The sequence below is a fragment of the Microcoleus sp. Pol12B5 genome (genome assembly GCF_036701335.1).
Classification (GTDB): Bacteria; Cyanobacteriota; Cyanobacteriia; order Cyanobacteriales; family Microcoleaceae; genus Microcoleus.
The window spans coordinates 14,202-35,642 of the sequence record NZ_JAUBQQ010000031.1; the positions used below are offsets into that span (position 1 = coordinate 14,202).

The 21,441-nt window shown below is 45.4% G+C and carries 18 protein-coding genes; 5 read left to right on the plus strand and 13 right to left on the minus strand.

Annotation, left to right across the window (positions count from 1 at the left end):
- Positions 1-231 precede the first annotated feature (231 nt).
- The 6 genes from QUA24_RS15235 to nfi form a co-directional block, all read right to left on the minus strand.
- A complete protein-coding gene (locus tag QUA24_RS15235; RefSeq protein WP_333230600.1) occupies positions 232-1,386 on the minus strand; it encodes a DNA cytosine methyltransferase in 1,155 nt (384 codons plus the stop codon).
- Between the two features lie 118 nt (positions 1,387-1,504).
- Positions 1,505-1,933: a hypothetical protein gene (locus QUA24_RS15240; RefSeq protein WP_333230601.1), complete on the minus strand. Its 429-nt coding sequence runs from the start codon at positions 1,931-1,933 to the stop codon at positions 1,505-1,507.
- Between the two features lie 59 nt (positions 1,934-1,992).
- Complete coding sequence (locus QUA24_RS15245; RefSeq protein WP_333230602.1) at positions 1,993-3,996, minus strand: FHA domain-containing protein; 2,004 nt, start codon at positions 3,994-3,996, stop codon at positions 1,993-1,995.
- A 234-nt stretch (positions 3,997-4,230) separates the two neighbouring features.
- Entirely contained in the window at positions 4,231-4,761 is a 531-nt protein-coding gene (locus tag QUA24_RS15250; RefSeq protein ID WP_333230603.1) for an FHA domain-containing protein, read from the minus strand.
- 476 nt (positions 4,762-5,237) lie between these two features.
- The gene (locus tag QUA24_RS15255) at positions 5,238-5,468 is read right to left on the minus strand and encodes a KGG domain-containing protein (protein ID WP_333083789.1); all 231 of its coding nucleotides are present in this window, start codon (positions 5,466-5,468) and stop codon (positions 5,238-5,240) included.
- 458 nt (positions 5,469-5,926) lie between these two features.
- Complete coding sequence (nfi, locus tag QUA24_RS15260) at positions 5,927-6,574, minus strand: deoxyribonuclease V (protein ID WP_333230604.1); 648 nt, start codon at positions 6,572-6,574, stop codon at positions 5,927-5,929.
- Positions 6,575-7,301: 727 nt separating this feature from the next.
- On the opposite strand from nfi, the gene QUA24_RS15265 reads away from it, so the two are divergent.
- The 3 genes from QUA24_RS15265 (at position 7,302) to QUA24_RS15275 (ending at position 12,266) form a co-directional block, all read left to right on the plus strand.
- Complete coding sequence (locus QUA24_RS15265) at positions 7,302-8,135, plus strand: prohibitin family protein (protein ID WP_333230605.1); 834 nt, start codon at positions 7,302-7,304, stop codon at positions 8,133-8,135.
- A gap of 269 nt (positions 8,136-8,404) precedes the next feature.
- Positions 8,405-11,416 (plus strand): EAL domain-containing protein, encoded by a 3,012-nt coding sequence (locus QUA24_RS15270; RefSeq protein WP_333230606.1) that lies wholly within the window; start codon positions 8,405-8,407, stop codon positions 11,414-11,416.
- Positions 11,417-11,549: 133 nt separating this feature from the next.
- A complete protein-coding gene (locus QUA24_RS15275; protein WP_333230607.1) occupies positions 11,550-12,266 on the plus strand; it encodes a Uma2 family endonuclease in 717 nt (238 codons plus the stop codon).
- 59 nt (positions 12,267-12,325) lie between these two features.
- Here QUA24_RS15275 and QUA24_RS15280 read toward each other — a convergent pair whose 3' ends face one another.
- From QUA24_RS15280 to QUA24_RS15290, 3 genes are read right to left on the minus strand one after another with little or no spacing between them, the layout of a single operon-like run.
- On the minus strand, positions 12,326-13,807 hold the full coding sequence (locus QUA24_RS15280) for a DUF1802 family protein (RefSeq protein ID WP_333230608.1): 1,482 nt from the start codon (positions 13,805-13,807) through the stop codon (positions 12,326-12,328).
- Position 13,808: 1 nt separating this feature from the next.
- Positions 13,809-15,629, minus strand: coding sequence for a hypothetical protein (locus QUA24_RS15285; protein ID WP_333230609.1), 1,821 nt, complete (start codon positions 15,627-15,629; stop codon positions 13,809-13,811).
- A gap of 17 nt (positions 15,630-15,646) precedes the next feature.
- Positions 15,647-16,366: a hypothetical protein gene (locus QUA24_RS15290; RefSeq protein ID WP_333230610.1), complete on the minus strand. Its 720-nt coding sequence runs from the start codon at positions 16,364-16,366 to the stop codon at positions 15,647-15,649.
- Between the two features lie 154 nt (positions 16,367-16,520).
- On the opposite strand from QUA24_RS15290, the gene QUA24_RS15295 reads away from it, so the two are divergent.
- Entirely contained in the window at positions 16,521-16,652 is a 132-nt protein-coding gene (locus QUA24_RS15295) for a hypothetical protein (RefSeq protein WP_333230611.1), read from the plus strand.
- A gap of 126 nt (positions 16,653-16,778) precedes the next feature.
- On the plus strand, positions 16,779-17,258 hold the full coding sequence (locus QUA24_RS15300; RefSeq protein WP_333230612.1) for a rhodanese-like domain-containing protein: 480 nt from the start codon (positions 16,779-16,781) through the stop codon (positions 17,256-17,258).
- Between the two features lie 259 nt (positions 17,259-17,517).
- Here the strand turns inward: QUA24_RS15300 and QUA24_RS15305 are convergent, their stop codons facing one another.
- The 4 genes from QUA24_RS15305 to gpmI all read right to left on the minus strand — a co-directional run bounded on the left by QUA24_RS15305 (position 17,518) and on the right by gpmI (position 21,021).
- Positions 17,518-17,985, minus strand: a complete 468-nt coding sequence (locus QUA24_RS15305; RefSeq protein WP_333212086.1) for an NUDIX domain-containing protein — start codon at positions 17,983-17,985, stop codon at positions 17,518-17,520.
- Between the two features lie 37 nt (positions 17,986-18,022).
- Complete coding sequence (locus tag QUA24_RS15310; RefSeq protein WP_333230613.1) at positions 18,023-18,748, minus strand: peptidase; 726 nt, start codon at positions 18,746-18,748, stop codon at positions 18,023-18,025.
- A gap of 100 nt (positions 18,749-18,848) precedes the next feature.
- Positions 18,849-19,088 carry a preprotein translocase subunit SecG gene (gene secG, locus QUA24_RS15315; RefSeq protein ID WP_015175238.1) on the minus strand — a complete coding sequence of 80 codons (240 nt, stop codon included), beginning with the start codon at positions 19,086-19,088 and terminating at the stop codon, positions 18,849-18,851.
- A 334-nt stretch (positions 19,089-19,422) separates the two neighbouring features.
- The gene (gene gpmI / locus QUA24_RS15320; protein ID WP_333230614.1) at positions 19,423-21,021 is read right to left on the minus strand and encodes a 2,3-bisphosphoglycerate-independent phosphoglycerate mutase; all 1,599 of its coding nucleotides are present in this window, start codon (positions 21,019-21,021) and stop codon (positions 19,423-19,425) included.
- Between the last annotated feature and the right edge of the window lie 420 nt (positions 21,022-21,441).

Consider the following 21,441-nt stretch of genomic DNA (forward strand, 5'->3'; position numbering starts at 1 on the left):
AATATAGGTTTTCAACCTTAACCAACTATTATATAACAAGTGTAAACCATTTGTGAATTTTTCTTTTTATTAGTTCATTTAAACAACGGCTTTCACCAATCTCTAGCTTGTGTGAGGCGCAACGATTAACTGTTACATGGGGCTAGAAAGCCGATTTCTACGAGTTTTGGGATTAGTCACGACAAATCTAGCAATAAACCGGGTTTCTGAAATACTCTTGCGCTTATCTATTTATTTTGTCTGTAAAAACTGTAAAATTGTTTTGGCAACACCTTGTGCAGCCAAATAAGGAACTCCATTGCCAACAGTTTTAAACATATTAGTCAACGTCATTTTGGCTGGCAGTGCAAAATCTTTTGGCAGTGACTGAATAGCCAGTGTTTCTGCAACAGAAAGTCGGCGAAGTTTGTAAGGGTGCAAGTGAACTTCGTTATTGCCATAACAAGCTGTTGGCGAATAACGCCATCGATGCAATCGCTTGAAAGATTTTTTTGAATCATCTCCTTCATCAACGGAAGCAAACCGCTTAAGGCCTGCTTTGGGTTGGAAATAGTGTTTGGCATTGGGATGGTTGAGAACGTCATTTTTTTGGAACCAAAATTCTACCGTTAAATCTTGGGGAATGCCATCAGGACAAGGCACGAAACCATCATCTGCAAAGGCCGTTCTATCAGGCCAAGGATGAGAAAAAATTTCTGATTTGGGATATAATACCTGACTTTGCCAAGGAAATAAACTTTCGGCTAACATTTGGCTTTTTTCCTCTAGGGAAATGCCCAGATTTCTGACAAGGTTTTTTCTAAATCCAATCAAAATAATTCTATCCCTATCTTGCGGAACACCGTATTCTATCGCATTAATTAAACGTTCGGCAAAAACGTATCCAGACTCATACAACTGATTTTTGAGTTCGTCGTAAAAAGCTTTATGTTTTTTGGTTCTCCACAAACCTTTGACATTTTCAAATAAAAAGAAATCTGGCTGCTGCTGACAAATCAATTCAATGTAGGAAGCTGAAAGTTGACCTTTATCTCCTTCCCCACCTCGGTTTTTGCCACCAATAGAAAAGTCAGGACAAGGCGGCCCCGCGATAAATCCCACAATATCGTGATGCTTGCGGGCATCCTGCATTAATTCCCGCAGCCGAAAAGCTGGTTCTCCCCCTACAAGTCGAGTTACATCTGCTTCCTCTCTTTCGCAATATCCGTATTCTGGTAGTGGCAAATTCATGCACTGCCGAGAATAGCGGTATGCTTGCATGAAAGGTGGGAAAATTTCATTGACATACGCTACATTAAAGCCGATCGACTCAAAGCCCAAATCGAGGAAGCCTGAACCTGAAAAAAATGAGAAAATACAGGGGATGGGGAATTGGGAATTGGGCATGGGGAATTGGTAATTGGTAATTGACCGGGGCGGGGCTGGTTTATGAGATTATTAATTTGAGGCGATTATTATTTATAAAACCAGTCCCTACAAACCTCACAAAAATCACACAATATTATTACAACCATTGGCCGCCTCGGAAACGCCAGTGGGGAAACAAAATCCGCATCAGTGTTTGCGATGCCAGATAAATAGCCAGCCACACTAAACTATAATGCAAAGCAAAAGCTCCCAAGTCAAAATCTTGTGCAGGTATCCCCGGCAAACCGATAGTTTTGATTAAAAATAACACAAAAAGTGCTTCCAAAATCCCAGCGAGCAATTGAAATGCGCCGGGCCAATCTCGATCCCAGCGGTACTGCTGGATGTAGATATATAAGGCATCCCAGCCGATGCCAAAAATCGCTATATACCCTAAAATCCCGAAAAATATCGAGCCTGATTTACCAGCGATTAAACCTAGAAAAAATGGCAGTGTTACTAAAACGCCGACTGTTGCAAATAATAAAATTCGAGTTTGCCATCGACCAAATAAGGTGGGAGTCATTCGATTTTAGATTTTAGATTTTGGATTTTAGATTGAATGCGAAATGGTTTTGTTTCTAATCAATCTGGAGATTTATTTAACATCCACTTCCACCACTGCACAAACGATCGCCAAACACTCAATTTCCGCACACCAGGAGATCGGTTGGCGGCCAGACTTTCCACCGATCGCAAGGCGGCGTATTGCAAGCCCAAAAAACTGTCTACCGGCGCGTAAGGCCCCCCCAAAGTAATCGCACCGGCTGCGTATACTCGGCCTTCTGTGTTGCTAGCAGAAGAATTCCGCAATTCGGGCACTTCAAAATCGTTGTTAACACTCAGCCGCCCCAAACCGTTGAGGGGAAGATTGTATTGAACTACCAAATCGTTTAACAGGGGACTGGTTTTTACCTTAGCGTCCAAACCCGTAGCATCAATAATAAAATCAGCTTCTAACTTAATTTGCCCCTTGAGTTCCTTCTCCTGAATGTACGTCACCGTGCGATTTTGACTGTCGCGTTCGACTCGCTCGACTTCCCCGAAGGTAATTTGATACCATCCTTGACTTAAACCTTCTTTGACAATCCGCCGCCAGTCGCTGCGCTGGGCTGTAGTAGTGCCGCCCCAGTCGGTGAGCAACTGCGGCCGCAATTCAGGGGCGGCTTGTTCCAAAAGTACGCGGAGTTCCCCGCCCCAGCAAGCTTTCGGCCAGTTAAAAGGTTGAAATTCGTAGTGATTTTCGACTCTTCGCTCAGCGAGCTTAAATTTGTTACCTTGAGGTTTGGGCGATCGCATCAAATGCAATACTTGAATGTTGCGGTTCCGCTGTCGCGCTTCGTAAATTCGCTGCACCACCCGCGAAGCCACAATTCCCCGGCCTCTTATTAACACGCTGCCGCCGCTGGCCTCCAATTTTTCGTAAACCCCGTCGTGCTTTTCGTAAGCGTTGACAACCGACTCAAAATCCTGGGTTTTTTCGCGGTAAGCTTGCAAATCGGGCAGAAATTGAATGGCGGGATAGCCAGTGGCTAAGTGTACGTATTTGGCGATTAAAAAAGCGTGCTCGCGGTGATCTGCATTTGATCGAGAATAAGCGATCGCGTACCTGCCGTCATCTGTTTTGCGAATTCCCCGCACTCTACCGTAGCGAAACATCTGATTCCACCCAATTCGATCGACTTCCCTGTCAATAGAATCAAACACATTCACCGCGCGAGGCGTATAAGTTTCGGCAAAAGTCGGTTCAGCAAACACCTGCCACATCAACTTCAACGACATCCCCACACGCCCCTTGAGCAATTCCTGCCAAGCTTCCCGCAAAGCATAGGGAGGCCACCCCCAAATGTTGTCTGGACAAGAGTCAGAATTCGAGCGTAGGCGTTCCCGCAGCGGAATTTGAGAATTCAGGCATAGACGCAGATAGCGGGCGTAAGGCTGGTTTTCCATGCCCAAAATCGCAATTCGATCGATTTTCACGCCGCAAATTCTCAGCAAATCCACCCAAATAAAGCTGCCCAAACCACCGCCAACTGCCGCCCAATCAACTTCTGTCACAGGGAGTCCCATAGATTGGAGCGATCGCATTGACACTTGAGAAGCTTGCAAAAATGCGATCGGCGGAAATTCTCTCCTACTACCTGTTTGAGGAACCTGCAACATTATTTGCTGGCCCAGTGCGGGGTCTGGGCCATTAGTCTGCGGGTTAAAGAAAATGTGAGAATTGACCGACGGCGTTTCAGGGGAATTAACAGCAAAAGAAATGCCGATCGCGTAGGGCCCAACTTGCAGCATATCCCCGTTTGCCAGCACGCAACGGGTTTGGCGAATGCCGTTAACAAAAGTACCGTTGCGGCTACCCGTGTCAGTAAGTAAAATACTGTTACCTTCGCTGCCAATCACTGCATGAAAGCGAGAAACTTGACTGCTGCTGAGGGCAATTCGAGAAACTCGTTTCCCGTTGATTGTGGCGGGCATAGCTTCAAAAATTCGTCCCAAAGCGATGGGTAAGTCGAGTATGGGGGATCGACAATCCCCCGTAGCTGTATCTGTCCAAGTCAGTCGCAGGCGCAAGGGTTGAGAATTCATGATTATTTTTTAAACATCAGCCATCGGCTTTGAGCTTTCTGCAAAAAAAGATTTGTGAAGTTGAGAGTGTTTAGCGGATAGCCCTATTTTCCCTTTTTCTCATATGTGGCACCATTGTCAATTAGCCTTTTATGAACAGGCTTTCCGGCCTGTTCCAGAAGAAAATTCACTCTTTGTGGAACGGGCATCTTGCCCGTTCTTGAGAATGGTGCAACATCTCAGTTTTTCCAACTTTCACGGAGAAATCACCACACTCGCCGCCGCTGCCAAAGAAGTACCGCACCACGGACACCCCGCATTCAACTGTGCGTAAGGCGCAATTCGGCTGCATTTGGGACACTGCAAACCATATTTTGAAGGCCCCGTCGGCTGAAAGTTACCAGGTGCGGGAGGCCCAGACAGCAAAACTGTCTGGGGCGCGGCTAGCTGCACCTCCGTCACATTCACCACCTCGATTTGCACTTGGCCTAAATGGATGTGACTTCCCGAGTTCAATTTTGCTTCGCCTTGGGCGAGCATTTTTCCATCTACCAGCGGCGGATTGCTTTCGCGCAAATTCCGCACTGCATACTCCTGCAATTCCTGATTAAAAAATATTTCAACGTGCAGCCCCGATACGCTGGGATGCGAAAATACTATATCGCACTTCGCCGGATCGCGCCCTAGCCTCACGGTTCCCGGATTTTTGCTCGGCTGTCCGTTTTCAATTGTCTGAGTTTGACGCACCCCAGCTTCTGTCCATGCTAAAGTGAGCTGGTTTGTCATGATTGTATAGTTTGCTCAAAAAGATAAAAAAATATTAACTGATTTATTTTGAGGACGGAGTTCCTCACAAAAAAACTTAATTATAATTATTGACGCCGACTCGATCGCACTTCTAAAAATATTATGTACAGCTATACAAAAAAGCCCTGAATTCGGGGCTTTTAGTGCTCGTATTGGCTTTTTTTGAGAGACTGAATCGCGCTTGCCAGCTTTTCTTTACCGTAAAATTATTAACCGCAGTGCAGCTTGGTTAAAAAATTGCTGTTCAAGATTTGCCAGCGATTGCTAAAAACTAATTCCTGTGGGGTTTTCACATTTGCGAAGCTTTGGTGCGCTAGTGACGAATTTTGGAGGTTGGACGATCGAACTACCTCGGTAACTTCGATCGCCCTACCTCCTCAAACGTTTACTGTCCTAGTGCTATCTCTCACGCTGCAACTGTGCAATCTTTCATTACAGGGCCAGCCTTGAGAGACTTAAGCTTCGCTCTTGCGGCTTTTCCGACCGCCTTCGCGACCAATTTGAGCCATATGTTCACGATTTCTGCTGACAGCTTCGCCACCTTTTTGACCAGCTTGTCTGGCTTCTTCAGAGGTGAATTCGTGTGCAGTTCCTTTCTCGTGTGCAGCTTTTCCGCCTTTGCTAGCAATTGCGCGCTGTTTTTCTGCATCCATAGAAGCGAATCCGCGTTTGCTTTTCTCAGCCATGACTGTCTCCTTGTTTTTTTCTGATTTTTTAGCTCGATCGCGCCTTCGCCTCCCACTGTCGTGGTTACTCCCAGTCAGTGGTGAGATATCCGACGGTAAATTATGAAACCTCCTCAGACGAATCTAAGCTTTTGGTTTAACTCGCAGAATGAATATTTCATAACTTACAAATGTGAACTAAAAATAGTTCACGCCCGGGCACTATAGTTAGAGCCGCCAATTTTTTAAGCTGGTTACTGTCTTTCAATCATTCTATAAACCCCCCAACTTTTATACCTCTTTCTCAGGTATAGTCATTCTTTAGTTCGCTGGAAGGATGGAACCGAAAGCTGATTGGCAGTAGACTCATAGGATTTTTCGACTTAACCGCGCCCCCTCAAAAATTAAAAGTCCAAAGACGGATGCTTTTTTGGTCCTTTTACTTTTTTTTTGAGGCATTCCGCGCTTGCCACTGAGCCCTATGTTAGTTGGTCTGCCGATCGAGTGGTTTCTGGCAAGCGATATTTTGGGGCGCAGCGCAGGACGTACTCGATCGCACTTATCAAGTTTACCTTATGACCTATCGAAACATACATCGGTTTTACCCCTGTTTGCGTCCTTAGCGCTGCGCCTACCGTTGATCCCTCTAGCAGCAAGGGTTGCCAACTGCCCCGGTCGAGTCCGACTTCTGAATGTTCTCCAATAAATCGATTTTTGGCAACTCCGATCGTGGCAATCCCTGTCAAAACCCCCAAATGGCAGGCAAGACCGAACCTGCGGGGATGGGCTAGTCCTTGACCGTCGCACAATATCAAGTCTGGCCTCAAACTGATATTTTCTAAAGCTTCGAGAACTGCAGGCACTTCTCGAAAAGACAGGAAACCCGGAATATAAGGAAAAGTTGTAGGACTGCGAACCACAGCTTGCTGCTGCAATTGCAAGTCGGGAAAGCTCAGAACTGTTACAGCGGCCCGCGATAGGTCGTTTGCACTGTCGTAGCCGACATCTACACCGGCGACGTACCGAACTGTGTCCAGTTGATTTTCGGTAATTACCTCTGACCGAAGCTGTTCTTGAATGGCGATCGCCTCTTCAACTGTCTGCGGCCAAGGGTGTCGCTGCAACATCTTGATTTCTCCTCAACCGTTCTCATCTAAGCTTAACTTATTTTCGGGCATTTTTAAACTCAGATTTTTATCGTTTTTCGCTATAAATTCCCAACTTGCCCAAGGAGTCTTTTTTTCTACTCAGGAGGGTTGAGCAAGTCGGGCAGATGCCAATTCTACAAATAGAGTCTGTAGGTCGGAGAGGGAAATTCTATCTTTCGTGGCTTGCAGCAACCCGCAAAGGTTTTTGTGGCACGCACCTGCCATTTACCATTAAAATTTACCCAAAAATTAGCTGTTCAATTCTGATTTTTTCGCTTTCTAGAAAGCTTTCTCTTTCCGATCGCCATTTGATCGCTTGTCAAAGAGCGATCGAGCTATCTATCTACTTCTGCTCTATCTAAAAAAATCCACTTTGTCAAGATAATTGAAACATTTATTCATCAATAATCTCACCCAGCTATAGCAATCCTAAATCATTGGTGAATTTCTTACTCCCTCCCCGAACCCGCAGGGAGGGTTGGAGTGGGGTAAAAATTTACGACTCCTGCAAGGATTGCTATACAAGTGCCATTTTTCATCCCCGCTCATCGAGCTAAAAGATTCCCACACCCTAGTAAATATATGACTTTTGTGAAAAAAAATCAATGAATTTATGAGTTGTTGCACCCTTAACATGAAGTTATAATCTTAGATAATATCGAATATAAAACTAACGTCAAGTAATACAACATAGGTGAATCAACATATGAAAACCATGAAAAGTGTTCAGTACAACCTAGCTCTCTACATCGTCGGTGGCATCGTCTTCATCATCGCCGCCTTAATTTTAAGACCTTTTGCCATCGTCGGCGCAGGGGAACGCGGCGTCATGATGCGCTTCGGCAAAGTTCAAGACGCGATATTAGATGAAGGCATCCACCCAATTTTACCGATCGTCACCTCTGTAAAAACTATCAGCGTGCGGGTACAAAAAACCGATTTAAAAGCAGATGCAGCATCCAAAGATTTGCAAAGCATTACTACAGATTTGGCCGTCAACTGGAATGTTGACCCCGCCAAAGTAAATCAAGTTTTCCAACAAGTGGGAGACGAAGAACAAATTGTTACCAGCATTCTGAGTCCGGCAATTTCGGAAGTTCTCAAAGCAGCAACTTCTAAAAAGACTGCCGAAGAAATAATCACTAAGCGCACGGAACTCAAAACAGAAATCGACAACAGCCTCAAAAAGCGTTTGGAACCTTACGGTGTGATTGTCAGAGATGTTTCCTTAATAGATTTTGGCTTTTCTCCAGAATTTAGCAAAGCCATCGAATCCAAACAAATAGCCGAACAAGAAGCTAAACAAGCAGAATTTACAGTTCAAAAAGCAACCCAAGATGCTCAAGCTGAAATTAACCGTGCTAAAGGTAAAGCTGAAGCTCAACGCTTGCAGCGGCAAACATTAACAGCCGAAATTTTGCAGCAGCAAGCAATTGAAAAATGGAACGGCCAGTTTCCGACAGTAATGGGAGGAGGCGGAACTTTGCCATTAATTAATATTGCGCCGCCGACTTCTCAAGGTGCAACTCCTGCTAAATAAGCTGCTGCAGATCATGATTGCCAGGGCGCGGGGAGAAGGGGAGAGGGGGAGAGAGTCTCAGGGGGAGAAGAATAGAGGGTTTTTCACTGCGGAAGTGAAGATGTGCTTTTTTAAATGCCGAACAGCAAGGGTAGAAAATACAACTAACCACTAAGGTGAAATCTCGCTTACTAAAATGCGGAGATACAATTTACGTTGCGCGAGTCCTGAAAAACGTTAAAGTAAGAAGCAACTCGGAAATTGTAAAGGTTTGCTTGAAAGTTCGGCTGATGGGAGATCGGGAGAACCAGTCAATTTCTAATTTAGGTGAAGTGGGGAGTGCCGACGATCGCCATACTGCATCAGAAGCACTGTGGCTAAGCGATCGAGCTTTGGCAGCTACTAGCAGTGGCATTGTCATTGCTGACGCTAATGCACCAGATTGTCCCATAATTTATTGCAATCCGGCCTTTGAACGGATGACGGGTTACTGCGCCAGTGAAATCTTGGGGCGTAATTGCCGATTTTTGCAAGGCCCGGATACCGATCGAACTACCGTAGCTAAAATCCGCGAGGCCCTGCGCCAAGGTCGAGAAATCCAGACACCAATTAAAAATTACCGCAAAGACGGCACTCCTTTTTGGAGCAAATTATCGCTATCTCCCGTGCGAGACGACAACGCTAATTTGACTCACTTCGTAGGAGTTCAGTCGGACTTGGCGGAACCCATATGTGAAGTGCAGCAAGCATTGCAGCAAGCTAACGACCAACTGCAAACGATTTTGGAAGCAGTTCCGGGAACAGTATCTTGGATTAGCTCGGATTTGCGATATTTGGGGGTTAACCAGCACTTAGCCAAACTGCATGGTTTGCGGCCGTCGGCTTTCGTCGGTCAAGATATTGGTTTTCTGGGCGCTAGCTCGGATTTTAACTCTTTTGTGGTGGAGTTTTTTGCCGGCGACGCTACGGAAGCGGTTAAAGAACTCAGCGTTAAGCTACAAACCGACGGGGGACTGTCGGAGGGATACTATTTGATTGTGGCTCAAAAGTACGATCGGGGCAAAGCAGCTTGTCTGGTAGGGATTGACATTACCGAGCGCAAGCGGGCAGAAGAAGCTCTGGTGCTGACTCGCAAGGCGGTGGAAAGTTCGAGTGATGCGATCGGCATCAGCGATGCGAACGGCACTCACATCTATCAAAATCAAGCGTTTTCTCAGCTATTTGAATGGGATACCGCAGAGGAATTTAGACTAGCCGGAGGTATATCGGCAGTTTTTGCTGACCCCGCAGTCGCCAGGGAGGTACTCGACACGATCGCCCAAGGTTATTCTTGGTTTGGTGAAATTACTAACTGCACTAAAAGCGGTGAAACTTTGCAAGTTTTGCTGCGGGCCGATGCTATTAAAGACCGCACAGGGAAAATTGTCGGTCTGATTTACATGAATACCGATATTACCGACCAAAAGCGCACGGAACAAGAGCTGCGGCAAAGCGAAAAGCGCTTTCGATCGTTGATTGAAAATGCTAGAGATATTATTGTGATTCTCGACGAGAAAGGTTTTTGCCGCTATGTCTCTCCTTCTCTAGAGCGGATTTTGGGCTACCCGACGGCGGAAGTGCTCGGCAGATCTATATTTGACTTGATTCACCCTGACGAATTGCTGATAGTGGATCAAGTGTTCAAAGGTGTCATGCAAACGCCGAGAGTTAGCCAAGGAATGGCCGAATACCGAGTGCAGCACAAGGACGGTTCCTGGTGCGTGTTGGAAGCGGTGGCGACGAATTTGCTCAACGAACCTTCGGTGCGGGGAATTGTGGTCAACTGTCACGATGTGACTGAGCGCAAGATGGCTGAAGAACAACTGTTGCACGATGCTTTGCACGATGCGCTGACAGAGTTGCCCAACCGTGCTTTGTTGACTGACAGGTTGGGACAAGCTTTTGCCCGCGCCCAACGGCATTCGAGCGAGCAGTTTGCGGTGCTGTTTCTGGATTTGGACAGGTTTAAGGTAATTAATGACAGTCAAGGACACCGTACGGGCGATCGGCTGTTGGTGGCTGTGGCTCGCCGTCTCTTGACTTGTTTGCGCCCAGGGGATACGGTGGCTCGTCTGGGGGGAGATGAGTTTGTGATTTTGCTTGAGGAAATTAAAGGTGTTGATGAGGCGATCGCCCAAGCAAAGGCAATTCTCAAAACAATCGAACGACCGCTTTATTTGGAAGGTAATAAAGTTTTAATTACTGCTAGCATTGGCATTGCTTTAAGTACCAACAAATATCAGTGGCCGGGAGATATTTTGCGCGATGCTGATATTGCGATGTACCGGGCAAAAGCTCTCGGTAAAGCTCGCTACGAAGTTTTTACCAGTGCGATGCACACTCAGGCTGTGGCTTTGATGCACTTGGAACACGATTTACGGGAGTCGGTTGAAGAACTAAATTTGAAATATTCGATAGTGGATTTTGCCTGTGGGACGGCGGCGGAAAACTTGCCCATGAGTGAAATCGATCGCAGATTGGGGCGTCCGAAGCCGCAATTGCCTACTTTAAAATTGGAATGTCCTTTTACTGTTTATTATCAGCCGATCGTTTGTTTGAAAACTGGCTCTGTTATCGGATTTGAGTCTTTGGTGCGCTGGCTGCACCCGGAACGGGGTTTAGTTTCCCCTATGGAATTTATTGCGATGGCGGAGGAAACAGGGTTAATTATGCCTTTGGGTTTGTGGGTTTTGAACGAAAGCTGTCGCCAAATTATTCAGTGGCAAAGTTTGAATTTACCTGTGGGAAATTCGCGGCTGACTGTAGCAGTAAATCTTTCCGGGAGGCAGTTTGCGGAACCCGAGTCGATCGAGCAAATTAAACAAGTTTTGCAGGAAACGGGTGTTGACGCTCGGTGTTTGAAGTTGGAGATTACTGAGAGTGTGGTGATGGAAGATGGGGAAGCGGCGGCGGCGATGCTTTCGCAGTTAAGAGACTTGGGTATCGGGCTGTGTATTGATGATTTCGGCACTGGTTATTCGTCTCTGAGTTATTTGCACAAGTTCCCGATTAATATTTTGAAGGTCGATCGCTCTTTTGTCAGTCGCATCGGAGAAAAGGGTGAAAATTTGGAAATCGTGCGGGCGATCGTCATGCTGGCCCGCAGTTTGGGGATGGAGGTAGTCGCAGAAGGTGTCGAAACCGCCGTCCAATTGGCTCAAATGCGGGCGATCGGCTGCGAGTACGGTCAAGGGTACTTTTTCTCTAAACCTCTCGACAGTGAGGCAGCTACAGCCTTGTTGAGGCGATCGCCCAAATGGTGAACTGAACTAAACATTTAACCGGATCAAATTGCTTGATTGTCAATAAGGGCGATCGATCTTTTCGTACTCAATGCCTTGAGTGTTAAAATCAAAATTGAGTATAATAGAAAACTATCGAGATAGGTAAAAATATATGTCTCAATCTATTGTACCCGCAGTCGAAGAAAAACAGATCGATACTTCCCCGACATTAACTTTTGAAGAGTACAGAGTTTATCAAAGCAATGACGATGTACAATATGAATTGTACAAAGGCAAATTAATACCGATGGCAACGGCTAGCGCATTACATACAAGCATCTGCGAATTTTGGGTTTATAAATTGCAGCGTTACCTAGCGGAACACAATCTTGACTTAGTAGTAAAAACTTCTGTAGGAGTCAGAACAGAAGATGCGACATCGCGAATTCCCGATGTGGTTGTCTGCACAGAAAGTTTGTGGCAACAAGCTCTAGCAAGACCTGGTTCTGGCATCTTAGACTTGAGCGAAACACCTTTATTTGTAGTAGAAGTAGTGAGCCAAGATCGGCGAGCAGATTATGTAGTTAAACGAACAGAATACGAACAGGCTAACGTGCCGGAATATGTGATTGTTGATCCGACACAAAACAGACAGCGGGTGCGAGTTATGGCATTTCCCGAAGGTGATGACGTTTATACACAGGTAGATTACTTGCCGAGTGAGGAAATGGTATCTGTAGTATTTCCCAATCTGAGATTATCAGTCAATGAAATTTTAGATCCGCCATTGGTAGAGGGGTTAATTAAGGCCGAACAAGCTCAATTGCAGAAAGCTGAAAGGTTGGCGGCGAGGTTGCGGGAATTGGGCGTAGATCCTGATGCTGTGTAGGAAATTGGATGAAGTACGTGAAGCGAAGTTATCCCGCTCTTAATCGCCCTTGACGTATCTCAATCATCTAGGGGCAAGTCGCGCAGGAAATAAAAGTGATCGCGCCCTAAATCTTCGCCTTTAATTCGCCCTAAGTAACCCGTCAAAGGTGAGGAAAGTTCTATTAAAATTTGGTGCATTTCTTCATATTTTAAAGGGTGGGGCGACATGGAAAAGGCATAAGCACCGTGAAGCTGATTAAATTCAACACTTGTTGATTTTGTTCTTTCCAAAAAGTCTTTGACTAGCTGAACTATGTGCGATCGCACTTTAAGCTTTTCGCGCACATCGTCAATATAGCGATTAACCTTAGCATCGGCTTCCTCACCAAACGGCTGTTGTTCTAAATACGGTTTTAACTGCAATAAATCGATCGAACCTGGTTGCTTAGCTTTCAGTTCAACCAGCTTTTGCAATGTTTCAGGGCGAATTACGTTCATGCGGTTTCCGATAGCAGTTTGTTTAGCGTGTCTATTTAGCTGACCAGCGGCCATAATTATCTTAATACAGCAGTCGTATTGTTCCTGGAGATGCTTATGTCCTAACTTAATAAGTTGCGCTGGCGTTCCATCAGCTACGGTTTCACTTTTGGTAGCTTTGCATTCTCCCACTACCTGATAGGGAGTTTCACAGTAGAAATCTAATCCGCCAGCACCGCCTGTTGATTCTGGATCGAGGCTAGCTTCGGGTTTATTGTTAGAATTGGCAAATCCTAGCTTGATAAAACTTTTGCGGACTAACTTTTCAAATGTATTACCATCGCTAGAGTTGCCAATTCGTGCAATTGTTTTAATCCAATCTAAATCCGGTTTGATTGGTTTTACAGGCTTGTCGCTACTCCAACCTAAAAATATTTTGATATCATCGTTGAGCTGATTGGCAGCTAAATTGATACTACCAATTTGCTCAACTTGCAACTGCAAAGCTTCTAAATCTTTATAAGGATAGACTTCTCCACCCACCAAAAGAGCTTTACGCTGATAAAAATTAGCTTCAGAAATCACTGGAGTATCACTCTCGCGGTTCATTGCCATCACATCCTCACGCTGCGGCCAATAGAAGGCTCCTGACTCTGTTGGCCCATTGACTACGCAAGGATTAGACAGGCGATAAACTCGTAAAATCAATAGCTTGAGAACTTGGTATTGTTCAAAAATATGTTCCAAAGCTTCCAATTTCCAAACCGTTGACTTGGCAATCTTCTCTAGAAGGTACTTTTGTTGTGGATTAATCCGCCAATGATATTCACAACGCGCCCATACTTTAATCTGAATAGGATATGTTTGAAGTTCAGCAAATGCACTTTCCGCTTTCGTCAAATATTGAGTCTGATAGTATTGATCGAGGCTAAAATTATCAGGAAGGTGTTGACTGGGATAGAGCCAAAGTACCTCACCTTCTCTGATATTTTGCCTGAATGGTACAGCAATTAGCCTGCCTAATGTTAGCAGGTCAACATCACAAGCTGGTAATTGAATACCCTTAATGATTCCAAGATTCATATTAAGTAGGAGCGCTTAGAATTTCACAAAGTAGTGGATTTTTAGCAGCCAGGTTTAATTCTTGAACGAAGTCAATCACTTCCTGCTTAGTAAACCCGTAGTTCTCAGCCTCCTCGTAAATTTGATGAAGTGCTGCTAAAGGCTTGATCTCATCCTTCTTTAGAACAACAACTTCACCTCCTTGTTCCTGTACAAGTTTTTCTTCAAGCTGTTTGCCTTTCTTCCAACTGAGGGGAACGGGTGTTGAGCGGACTAAGCAACCACGAGTAATGTTATGTTTGGCATATTTCAACAGTCGTTGCATTACTGCATTGAATGTCATGCCAGTCAAAGTTTCGGAAACTCTGACTCCAATTCTTACTGCTTTTTGTTGAACTGCATCGTAGCCATCAATAATCAAATGTAAATCGTGACCTGCCTGATTAATATGTGTAACCGAAGTAATTATTACATTTTCTGTTCCACATTTAGGAATCATTGCCATTGTAGAGGCAATAATAGCAGCTAACTGGTCATCGTTTTTTTCGGGAACTGAAACTCGATTCAAGAGTTCATAATAAGAATCCAGAAACTCTTGCTGTTTATTGTTAATCGGGTCTCTCGTTGAAGTTCCTGGATCTACAATTTCCACTGAATCAAATTGTTCAGCACACCATTTCATCAAGTCTCGCACACCAGCAGCTTTACTTGCAATAGCTCTGATTTGATTAGCATCAAAAGGATGTAAATTAGGGTAATCATCAGAATTTAGATTATTGTTGCTGTGAAACCAAGCTAGCCTCAATTTAACAAGCTCTAACATCTGATCAGAAGTAGGTGGGTTTGTAGCTACAGACCTTTGTCCTACACGATCGGGTATGCCACTTCCCATTTGTTCAATTTCCTTCCATGTGTCGCTAATAACACAACAGAGGAGAAGTACATTGCTACATTGAAAGTAAATTCTATCTATGCAGCTAGCTACTATTTGAGCAGCGCTATCTCCGCAGTCATTACCGACACTAACTTGGTCTAGTTGATCGAAACAAATCAATACGGGTCGTGATGAAACTCCAGCAAGCTTACATATCTGCTCTATGAACCAAATAGACTTTGCATCTTGTTCTTGCTGCGAAAACTCTGGTAAACCCCTTTGCTTGGTTTCAGGATGATCTATACCTTGAATCCAAGCCATACCAACTTGAGCGATTGGAGCCGATTTAAATATGAGAAATAAAACGGCTTTCAAAAAATTAAAGTCAAGGTCATGTTGAGATTCTAAGATTGCTTCAATTACCTCATCAATAAATTCATATCTTTGAGGTTGGTTGAGATTTTGAATGAGGTATTTCCTTAATTCTTCAGGATGATGGCATTTTTCAAGATAGGGCTGGTATTTTTCTTCAAATTCTGTTCCCTTAAGAGTCGCAATCATAGACGCAGCAAGTTGCTGCCATTGCGTTACTCCTCTGACATCTTGGTGCTTAAAGCTGAGTGAAAGATGGAACCGCACATGGGAGTCAATTCGACTAGCGTTAGTAAATTGAGGAATGTAGGCAAATACAGAGCCACCGTCGCGCTCAATAGTTTTCCATATCCGGTGGATTGTATGACTTTTGCCTGTGCCTCTATCACCTCTGACTGCAATCCCGATTTTATCAGAATATTTTTGGCGGACTTCAGAAATTGCTTTATAGATTGTTTGGTCAACCTGTTGGTTGAGGTCAGGGAGATCAGTTACGACTTCACCCCAAACCTCATCCGCGCTTACGATGGGTTTCAATTTGAAAGGATTCGGCTGTTGCTTGCGTGCTTCTTCAAACGGTGTATACGGATCAGTCATTGTTTTGTGCCTCAATCTCAAGATGGTTTGCTAGCGAAAAATAAAAGACCTCTTATGTCATCGCTGATCGAGTCTTGCTTTTGTTCATCAGTTGCTCCACGAGCCTCTCCACTTTGGAGATAAAATAAACGATCGGCCTGCATCTGCATAATCAAGTCTTTGAAATTCTCCCGGCTCACCTGTTCCCCTAGCTCACGGCGCAGATGCCAGATTGGGACAAGTCCCATGTAGTTGTAGCCTTTGTCCAATTTGTCAAATAGGGCAAGGGCTTGGGACTTAAAATCTTCATAGGATGCGATCGTCCCTACATCCCCCTTCCCTTTCTCAACCCGAACACTAGCCGCACCATCCTGATGCCGAATCCACTTCAACAAAGAATTTCCCAGCCGAGTACCAATTTGAGAACCATCAAACTCAAACAAAGAATCCTTACTTTTCAAGCCTTCCGCTAAAACTTCTTTCCCTTTCGCCGTCAATTCCACCAGCGTCACCCGATTTACTAGCGAATACTCGATCGCCCCAGTCGCCTGCAATTCGCCGAGCACTTCCAGATATCTCTGACTCGTCTCATTAGTGCGAACAATCCGCTTAGTCAACTCCCCCTTTTTCACCTTCATCTTCCCGCCGCTCAAATCCCACAAATTCAGCAGTACACGAACTTTAGCCTTCGCATCCCACACCGCTTGCTCTTCCGGTGTCAAAGGTTTAGGCACCGCAATTTCATCTTTCTCAGACATATCTATACCTTTAAATACTTGTTTTTACTTTTAAAGTTTACCAGAAACCTTGCTGGCAAACATTTAAACTTTTCCGCAAAAATCCGCGCGAGGCTACGCACAAGTTAGGCAAATTTAATTTAAAAATAATAAGGATTGACTAAAATTGAATTCTTTGATAAAATACCAACTCGAACAAGCGATCGCACTTCAACTTCTCTGCACCAAATGCGATCGAAACAATTTTAAGCACAGCCCGCTAGGCTCTAGCAACCTCAACAAATGTAGCGATCCCAACCGCAGCTAATAACCCGGAAACCAGCGTAACTGCGACTTTAGTTCAATGCTCGATTCTGCCTTTAGAAAGACGAATTCAAGTTAAACATCTTGTTACATTGCAATGGCAATCAAAACATTGAACAAAATTTTACCCATGAAAACTATTCCCGACCAAATTTCCAACATCAAAGACAAACTTCCCGACTTTACTCCCACACCTCCCGGTTTAAAAGCTCAAGCATCTAGCCACGACCTCAAAGCCCGTTTAGATTGGGGCGAACCCGGACTCACAATCATCGACGCTCGTGATTTTGAAAGCTTCACCAAAAGCCACATTACCGGCGCGGTAATGATGCCAATGGACGAATTAGTCGGCCGAGCACAATCGAGTTTAGAACCCATCCGCGATATCTACATTTACGGCGAAAACGACGAACAAACCGCCGAAGCCGCCAATCTTCTCCGTGCAGCAGGCTTTAGAAAAGTAGCCGAACTAAAAGGCGGAATTCCTGCTTGGAAAGCCATTGACGGCCCCACGGACGGCGCTGTCGAACACAATACTCCCGGCCCCGACGCCTATAACGTTTTTTCTCGCTTGCAACACCACGCCGAAGCTCAGAAAATCAACAAATAATCACACCGAATACCTAGATACCCGACTTATTGAAGAAGTTGGGTATTTAACCAAATAATTTGTTTGTAGTAAGGAATCGAACTCTCTCTTAAAGCTTGCAGTCACTAAGCACTAAAGTCCTTACTACAAACTTAATTGCGATCGTATAACCGGACTAGATATTAACATTCGCGGACGCAAAAGTGCTTTAACAGGCTACTTATAGCGTAAAGTGAATAATGCACATTCTACATAAACAAGTGTGTGTAGCCAAGACTGATTAACACTCCTTCCTCGCGTCCAAAAATGCTTTGACTTCCCTTAAAACTTGCCGATTCCCATCAAAAGTAATCAGCTTAACTGCATCCTCAAAGGAACTCCAGGCCGAATTTTGAACTTCCTCTACTTGCAACTGAACTTCCATTGAATTTACAAAAGCCAAAAAGTAAGTAACAGTCTTTTCAATTGATTCCCCTTCCTTCGCAGAGGAATAATGTTCCACAGAACTAGGCTTCCCTTCCTTAACAAAGGAATAACGTTCCACAAAACTAGGCTCCTCAAGCACTTCACAATCGCGGATGCCAGTTTCCTCCTCAAACTCCCGCTTCGCAGTTTCTAGCGCCGATTCTCCCGGATTCGCGTGACCTTTTGGAAACGCCCAATGTCCGGCTTGATGTTGAATCAACAAAAACAAACTATCAGTTTCAGTCGCAAAAACTGGCACAATGCCAAAAGCTTCATCTTTCATCTTTTTACTGACACGATTTTACATATCAAAACTAATATTACCACCCCAACCGAGTCGGCTGTTCGTAAACCCGCTTCAAAGTATTAACATCCCTAGCTGAAATAGGCGGAGGATTTCTCACCTGAGAAAAATAAAGCACATCAGTTTCCATCAAACTGTGACCCCAAATTCCCAAAGCGTGACCCAACTCGTGCCGCGCCGTCGCCGGAATATACTTACCCACTTGAGTCGGATTCAAATAAACCGAAAACCGATGAGATAACACAGTTTTATCCCCATCCCGACGGGCGTACAATTCATAGGTAGCCTCTCCAGAACGCGATCGCAAAACCCCTTGACGCAAAGGCGGAGCCCGACGTAAGATCCTAATATCAGCCACCTCCGAACTATCCACCACTTCCAAAGGCAAATAAACCCCCCATTCCCGGACAACATTCAACACAGCCGCCACCCATTCTTCAGACCTATTAGCATCAACTGGACGCTCAACATAAACCTGAATCGGAAACTTAGACCATAGCAAATGACCGAAATTCGGTGGCTTAACCTGGTCAAAATAATCACCGCTATCCGTGGAATCTTGCCAATTCGCTAGCATTGGCGGCAAAGGGTGAACCTGTGGATGCGGCAAACTATTCGGGAGAGGAGAAAGACTCGCCGCCGGACTATTAACCTGAGTAAAAATTATCACGCTAAAACAACATAAAGCCAATCCCAAACCGGCCAGCAATCGAGGTTTTACTGTAACTTTCCACAACCGCATTTTGCAACCGCAAATAGACAAAAATACACGAAAATAAACGCAGATGAACTTGATATTATCTGCGTTTATCTGCGTTCATCTGCGGTTAAAAATCCAAATCTTATAACTTAGGCGCCAACCAACCAGCACTCAAAATCACAGTCAAACCCATAAAAACAATAGACAGACCCCAAGTAATCCGGTTCAGACTCGTTTCTGCACTTTTGGCGCTGGTAAACAATTGAGCTTGTCCGCCAATCCCTCCAATGCCATCGCCTTTAGGACTGTGCAGCAACACAAAAACCACAAGTCCTAAAGCAGACAAAGACCAGATAACTTGTAACACAGAAACAATATTCATAATCTGGAGTAATTGGTAATTAGTAATCGGTAATTTATTATCATATCAAATTTGGTCGATCGCGCACAAACTCCTCCGGGACACAGCATCGTGCCCATTGTTGTCGAATTAAGCTGTTAGTAGTCCGCCAGTCCGCCAGGGAATGAATTCCCTGTCTCAAAGCCCAAGTCCTCTGAAGAGGACTCATGAGTTTAAAAATTGTTCTTCTCAGTCCTCTTGAGAGGACTTTTGCTATGAGGCAGGGGTTTCAACCCCTGTCGGACTGTCGGACTATGGGTTATACCTTAAATTGACACCAATGCACAACGCCTTTGTCCCTACTGCTGCGTCCCTACTACAATCGGACTCGCACAGGAGTGCGATTGGCGCGAACTTCAAACTCAGCCGATCGAATCATAGAACGTCCCGTCATCTCCGGGGGCTGAGGCAACCTCAACAGCTCCAAAATTGTCGGCGCAATATCCGCCAAACAACCATCCGCCCTCAGAGGAACATCCGTTCCGTGACCCGGAATCTTCCGACCTTCACCCTCTACCAGAATAAACGGCACGGGGTTAGTAGTGTGAGCCGTCCAGGGATTCCCGTCCTCGTCAAACATCTGCTCAGCATTTCCGTGATCAGCAATAATAATTGCCGTTCCCCCAGCTTTACTAATGGCGCTCAACAGCCGCCCCAAACATTTATCCACAGTTTCGATCGCAATTATCGTCGCATCCATCATCCCCGTATGACCAACCATATCCGGGTTAGCGTAATTAATCACCATAAACGAATAGATGCCTCTTTCCAAAGCCGTCACCACCCCATCCGTCACCAAGTCCGCCGACATCTGGGGCGCCTCATCGTAAGTCCCCACCATCGGGCTCTGCACCAACTCCCGGTGTTCCCCGATAAAAGGCTCTTCCAGACCCCCATTAAAAAAATAAGTCACATGAGCGTACTTTTCAGTTTCCGCCGTCCGCAACTGCTGCAAACCGTGCTTAGAAATCACCTCGCCCAGAATATTGTTCAAATTCTGCGGTTCAAAAGCCACCATTACCGACAGTTTCGGGTCGTACTGAGTAAAAGTCGCAAACGCCAGGGGTTCAATTAACTGCCGTTCAAACCCCTTAAAATCGGGAGATACAAAAGCCTGAGTCAATTCTCTAGCCCTGTCCGGGCGAAAATTGAAGAAAATTACCCCATCGCCGGATGCCACTGCTCCGCGGGCAATTCGAGTCGGAACTGCAAACTCGTCGGTCACTCCTTCAGCATAGGAGGCCTGCAACACATCCACAGCCGATCGACCGTCAGGCGCACCCTCAGTCGTCATCACCTCGTAAGCGCGCTGCACCCGATCCCAGCGCTTGTCCCTGTCCATCGCGTAGTAGCGGCCGCTAATAGTCGCAATCCGACCCACCCCTACCTCTGCGATATAACTTTCAATCTTGCCTAAAGCTTCGACACCCTCTTTCGGAGTAGTATCACGACCGTCTGTAATCGCGTGAATGCAAACCTCAGAAATTCCCTGTGCCTTTGCTAATTGCAGCAAACCCTTAATATGACTGAGATGGGAATGAACCCCACCCTCGGAACAAAGACCAGTCAGGTGCAACTTGCCGCCCGTGGCGCAGACTTTTTCGCAAAGCTCAACCAGCGCCCGGTTGTTGAGCAAAGAACCGTCTTCCACTGCATCCGAAATCCGCACCAACTCTTGAGGAACCACGCGGCCCGCGCCCAGATTCAAGTGACCAACCTCTGAGTTACCCATTTGCCCGTCTGGCAGCCCTACCGCCCGACCCGATGTGTGAATCAGAGTGCTAGGATAAGCGGCCCAGAGACTGTCCATCACGGGTGTTTTCGCAGCGGCGATCGCATTTCCGTCTTTTTCTTCACGATAACCCCAGCCGTCTAGAATAATCAGCACTACAGGAGATACAGACGCTTGTGCCATGTGAATACCTTATTTACAATAATTAATTTCTCGATCGTCATGATTTCCGATTTTGCGGAACATCTGCCGCTAATCAGTTTACATATTTTCTAGGCTCCGGCTGAACAATGCCAACCAAAATTCCCTCAGCCACAGCATTTTGGGAACTTATTTCGACCGGCTTGGCGAATTGTTTAATTGATTGCCTTGGCTTGTACTGTGAATCGTTGTCGCAGACTGTTACCGATCTCACCAACAGCAGCCGTGCTTTTTTGGCCGGATTTCACGGATAGTTTAACCGTCGGTTGCTCTTGAAACACTAAGAACAATACCACATTTGGTTACATTTTGCTACCGCCTCAACCAATAATTTTAAAAGCCTTGACCGGGCTGCGAATCACTTTATAGGAAACGAGTTGAGCAAAAATCCCTTGCCTACTC

Excerpts from the sequence above, each read along its gene's own strand:
- QUA24_RS15235 (WP_333230600.1), bottom strand. The coding sequence starts at position 1,386 with ATGCCCAATTCCCAATTCCCCATCCCCTGTATTTTCTCATTTTTTTCA.
- QUA24_RS15240 (WP_333230601.1), bottom strand. The coding sequence starts at position 1,933 with ATGACTCCCACCTTATTTGGTCGATGGCAAACTCGAATTTTATTATTT.
- QUA24_RS15245 (WP_333230602.1), bottom strand. The coding sequence starts at position 3,996 with ATGAATTCTCAACCCTTGCGCCTGCGACTGACTTGGACAGATACAGCT.
- QUA24_RS15250 (WP_333230603.1), bottom strand. The coding sequence starts at position 4,761 with ATGACAAACCAGCTCACTTTAGCATGGACAGAAGCTGGGGTGCGTCAA.
- QUA24_RS15255 (WP_333083789.1), bottom strand. The coding sequence starts at position 5,468 with ATGGCTGAGAAAAGCAAACGCGGATTCGCTTCTATGGATGCAGAAAAA.
- nfi (WP_333230604.1), bottom strand. The coding sequence starts at position 6,574 with ATGTTGCAGCGACACCCTTGGCCGCAGACAGTTGAAGAGGCGATCGCC.
- QUA24_RS15265 (WP_333230605.1), top strand. The coding sequence starts at position 7,302 with ATGAAAACCATGAAAAGTGTTCAGTACAACCTAGCTCTCTACATCGTC.
- QUA24_RS15270 (WP_333230606.1), top strand. The coding sequence starts at position 8,405 with ATGGGAGATCGGGAGAACCAGTCAATTTCTAATTTAGGTGAAGTGGGG.
- QUA24_RS15275 (WP_333230607.1), top strand. The coding sequence starts at position 11,550 with ATGTCTCAATCTATTGTACCCGCAGTCGAAGAAAAACAGATCGATACT.
- QUA24_RS15280 (WP_333230608.1), bottom strand. The coding sequence starts at position 13,807 with ATGAATCTTGGAATCATTAAGGGTATTCAATTACCAGCTTGTGATGTT.
- QUA24_RS15285 (WP_333230609.1), bottom strand. The coding sequence starts at position 15,629 with ATGACTGATCCGTATACACCGTTTGAAGAAGCACGCAAGCAACAGCCG.
- QUA24_RS15290 (WP_333230610.1), bottom strand. The coding sequence starts at position 16,366 with ATGTCTGAGAAAGATGAAATTGCGGTGCCTAAACCTTTGACACCGGAA.
- QUA24_RS15300 (WP_333230612.1), top strand. The coding sequence starts at position 16,779 with ATGAAAACTATTCCCGACCAAATTTCCAACATCAAAGACAAACTTCCC.
- QUA24_RS15305 (WP_333212086.1), bottom strand. The coding sequence starts at position 17,985 with ATGAAAGATGAAGCTTTTGGCATTGTGCCAGTTTTTGCGACTGAAACT.
- QUA24_RS15310 (WP_333230613.1), bottom strand. The coding sequence starts at position 18,748 with ATGCGGTTGTGGAAAGTTACAGTAAAACCTCGATTGCTGGCCGGTTTG.
- secG (WP_015175238.1), bottom strand. The coding sequence starts at position 19,088 with ATGAATATTGTTTCTGTGTTACAAGTTATCTGGTCTTTGTCTGCTTTA.
- gpmI (WP_333230614.1), bottom strand. The coding sequence starts at position 21,021 with ATGGCACAAGCGTCTGTATCTCCTGTAGTGCTGATTATTCTAGACGGC.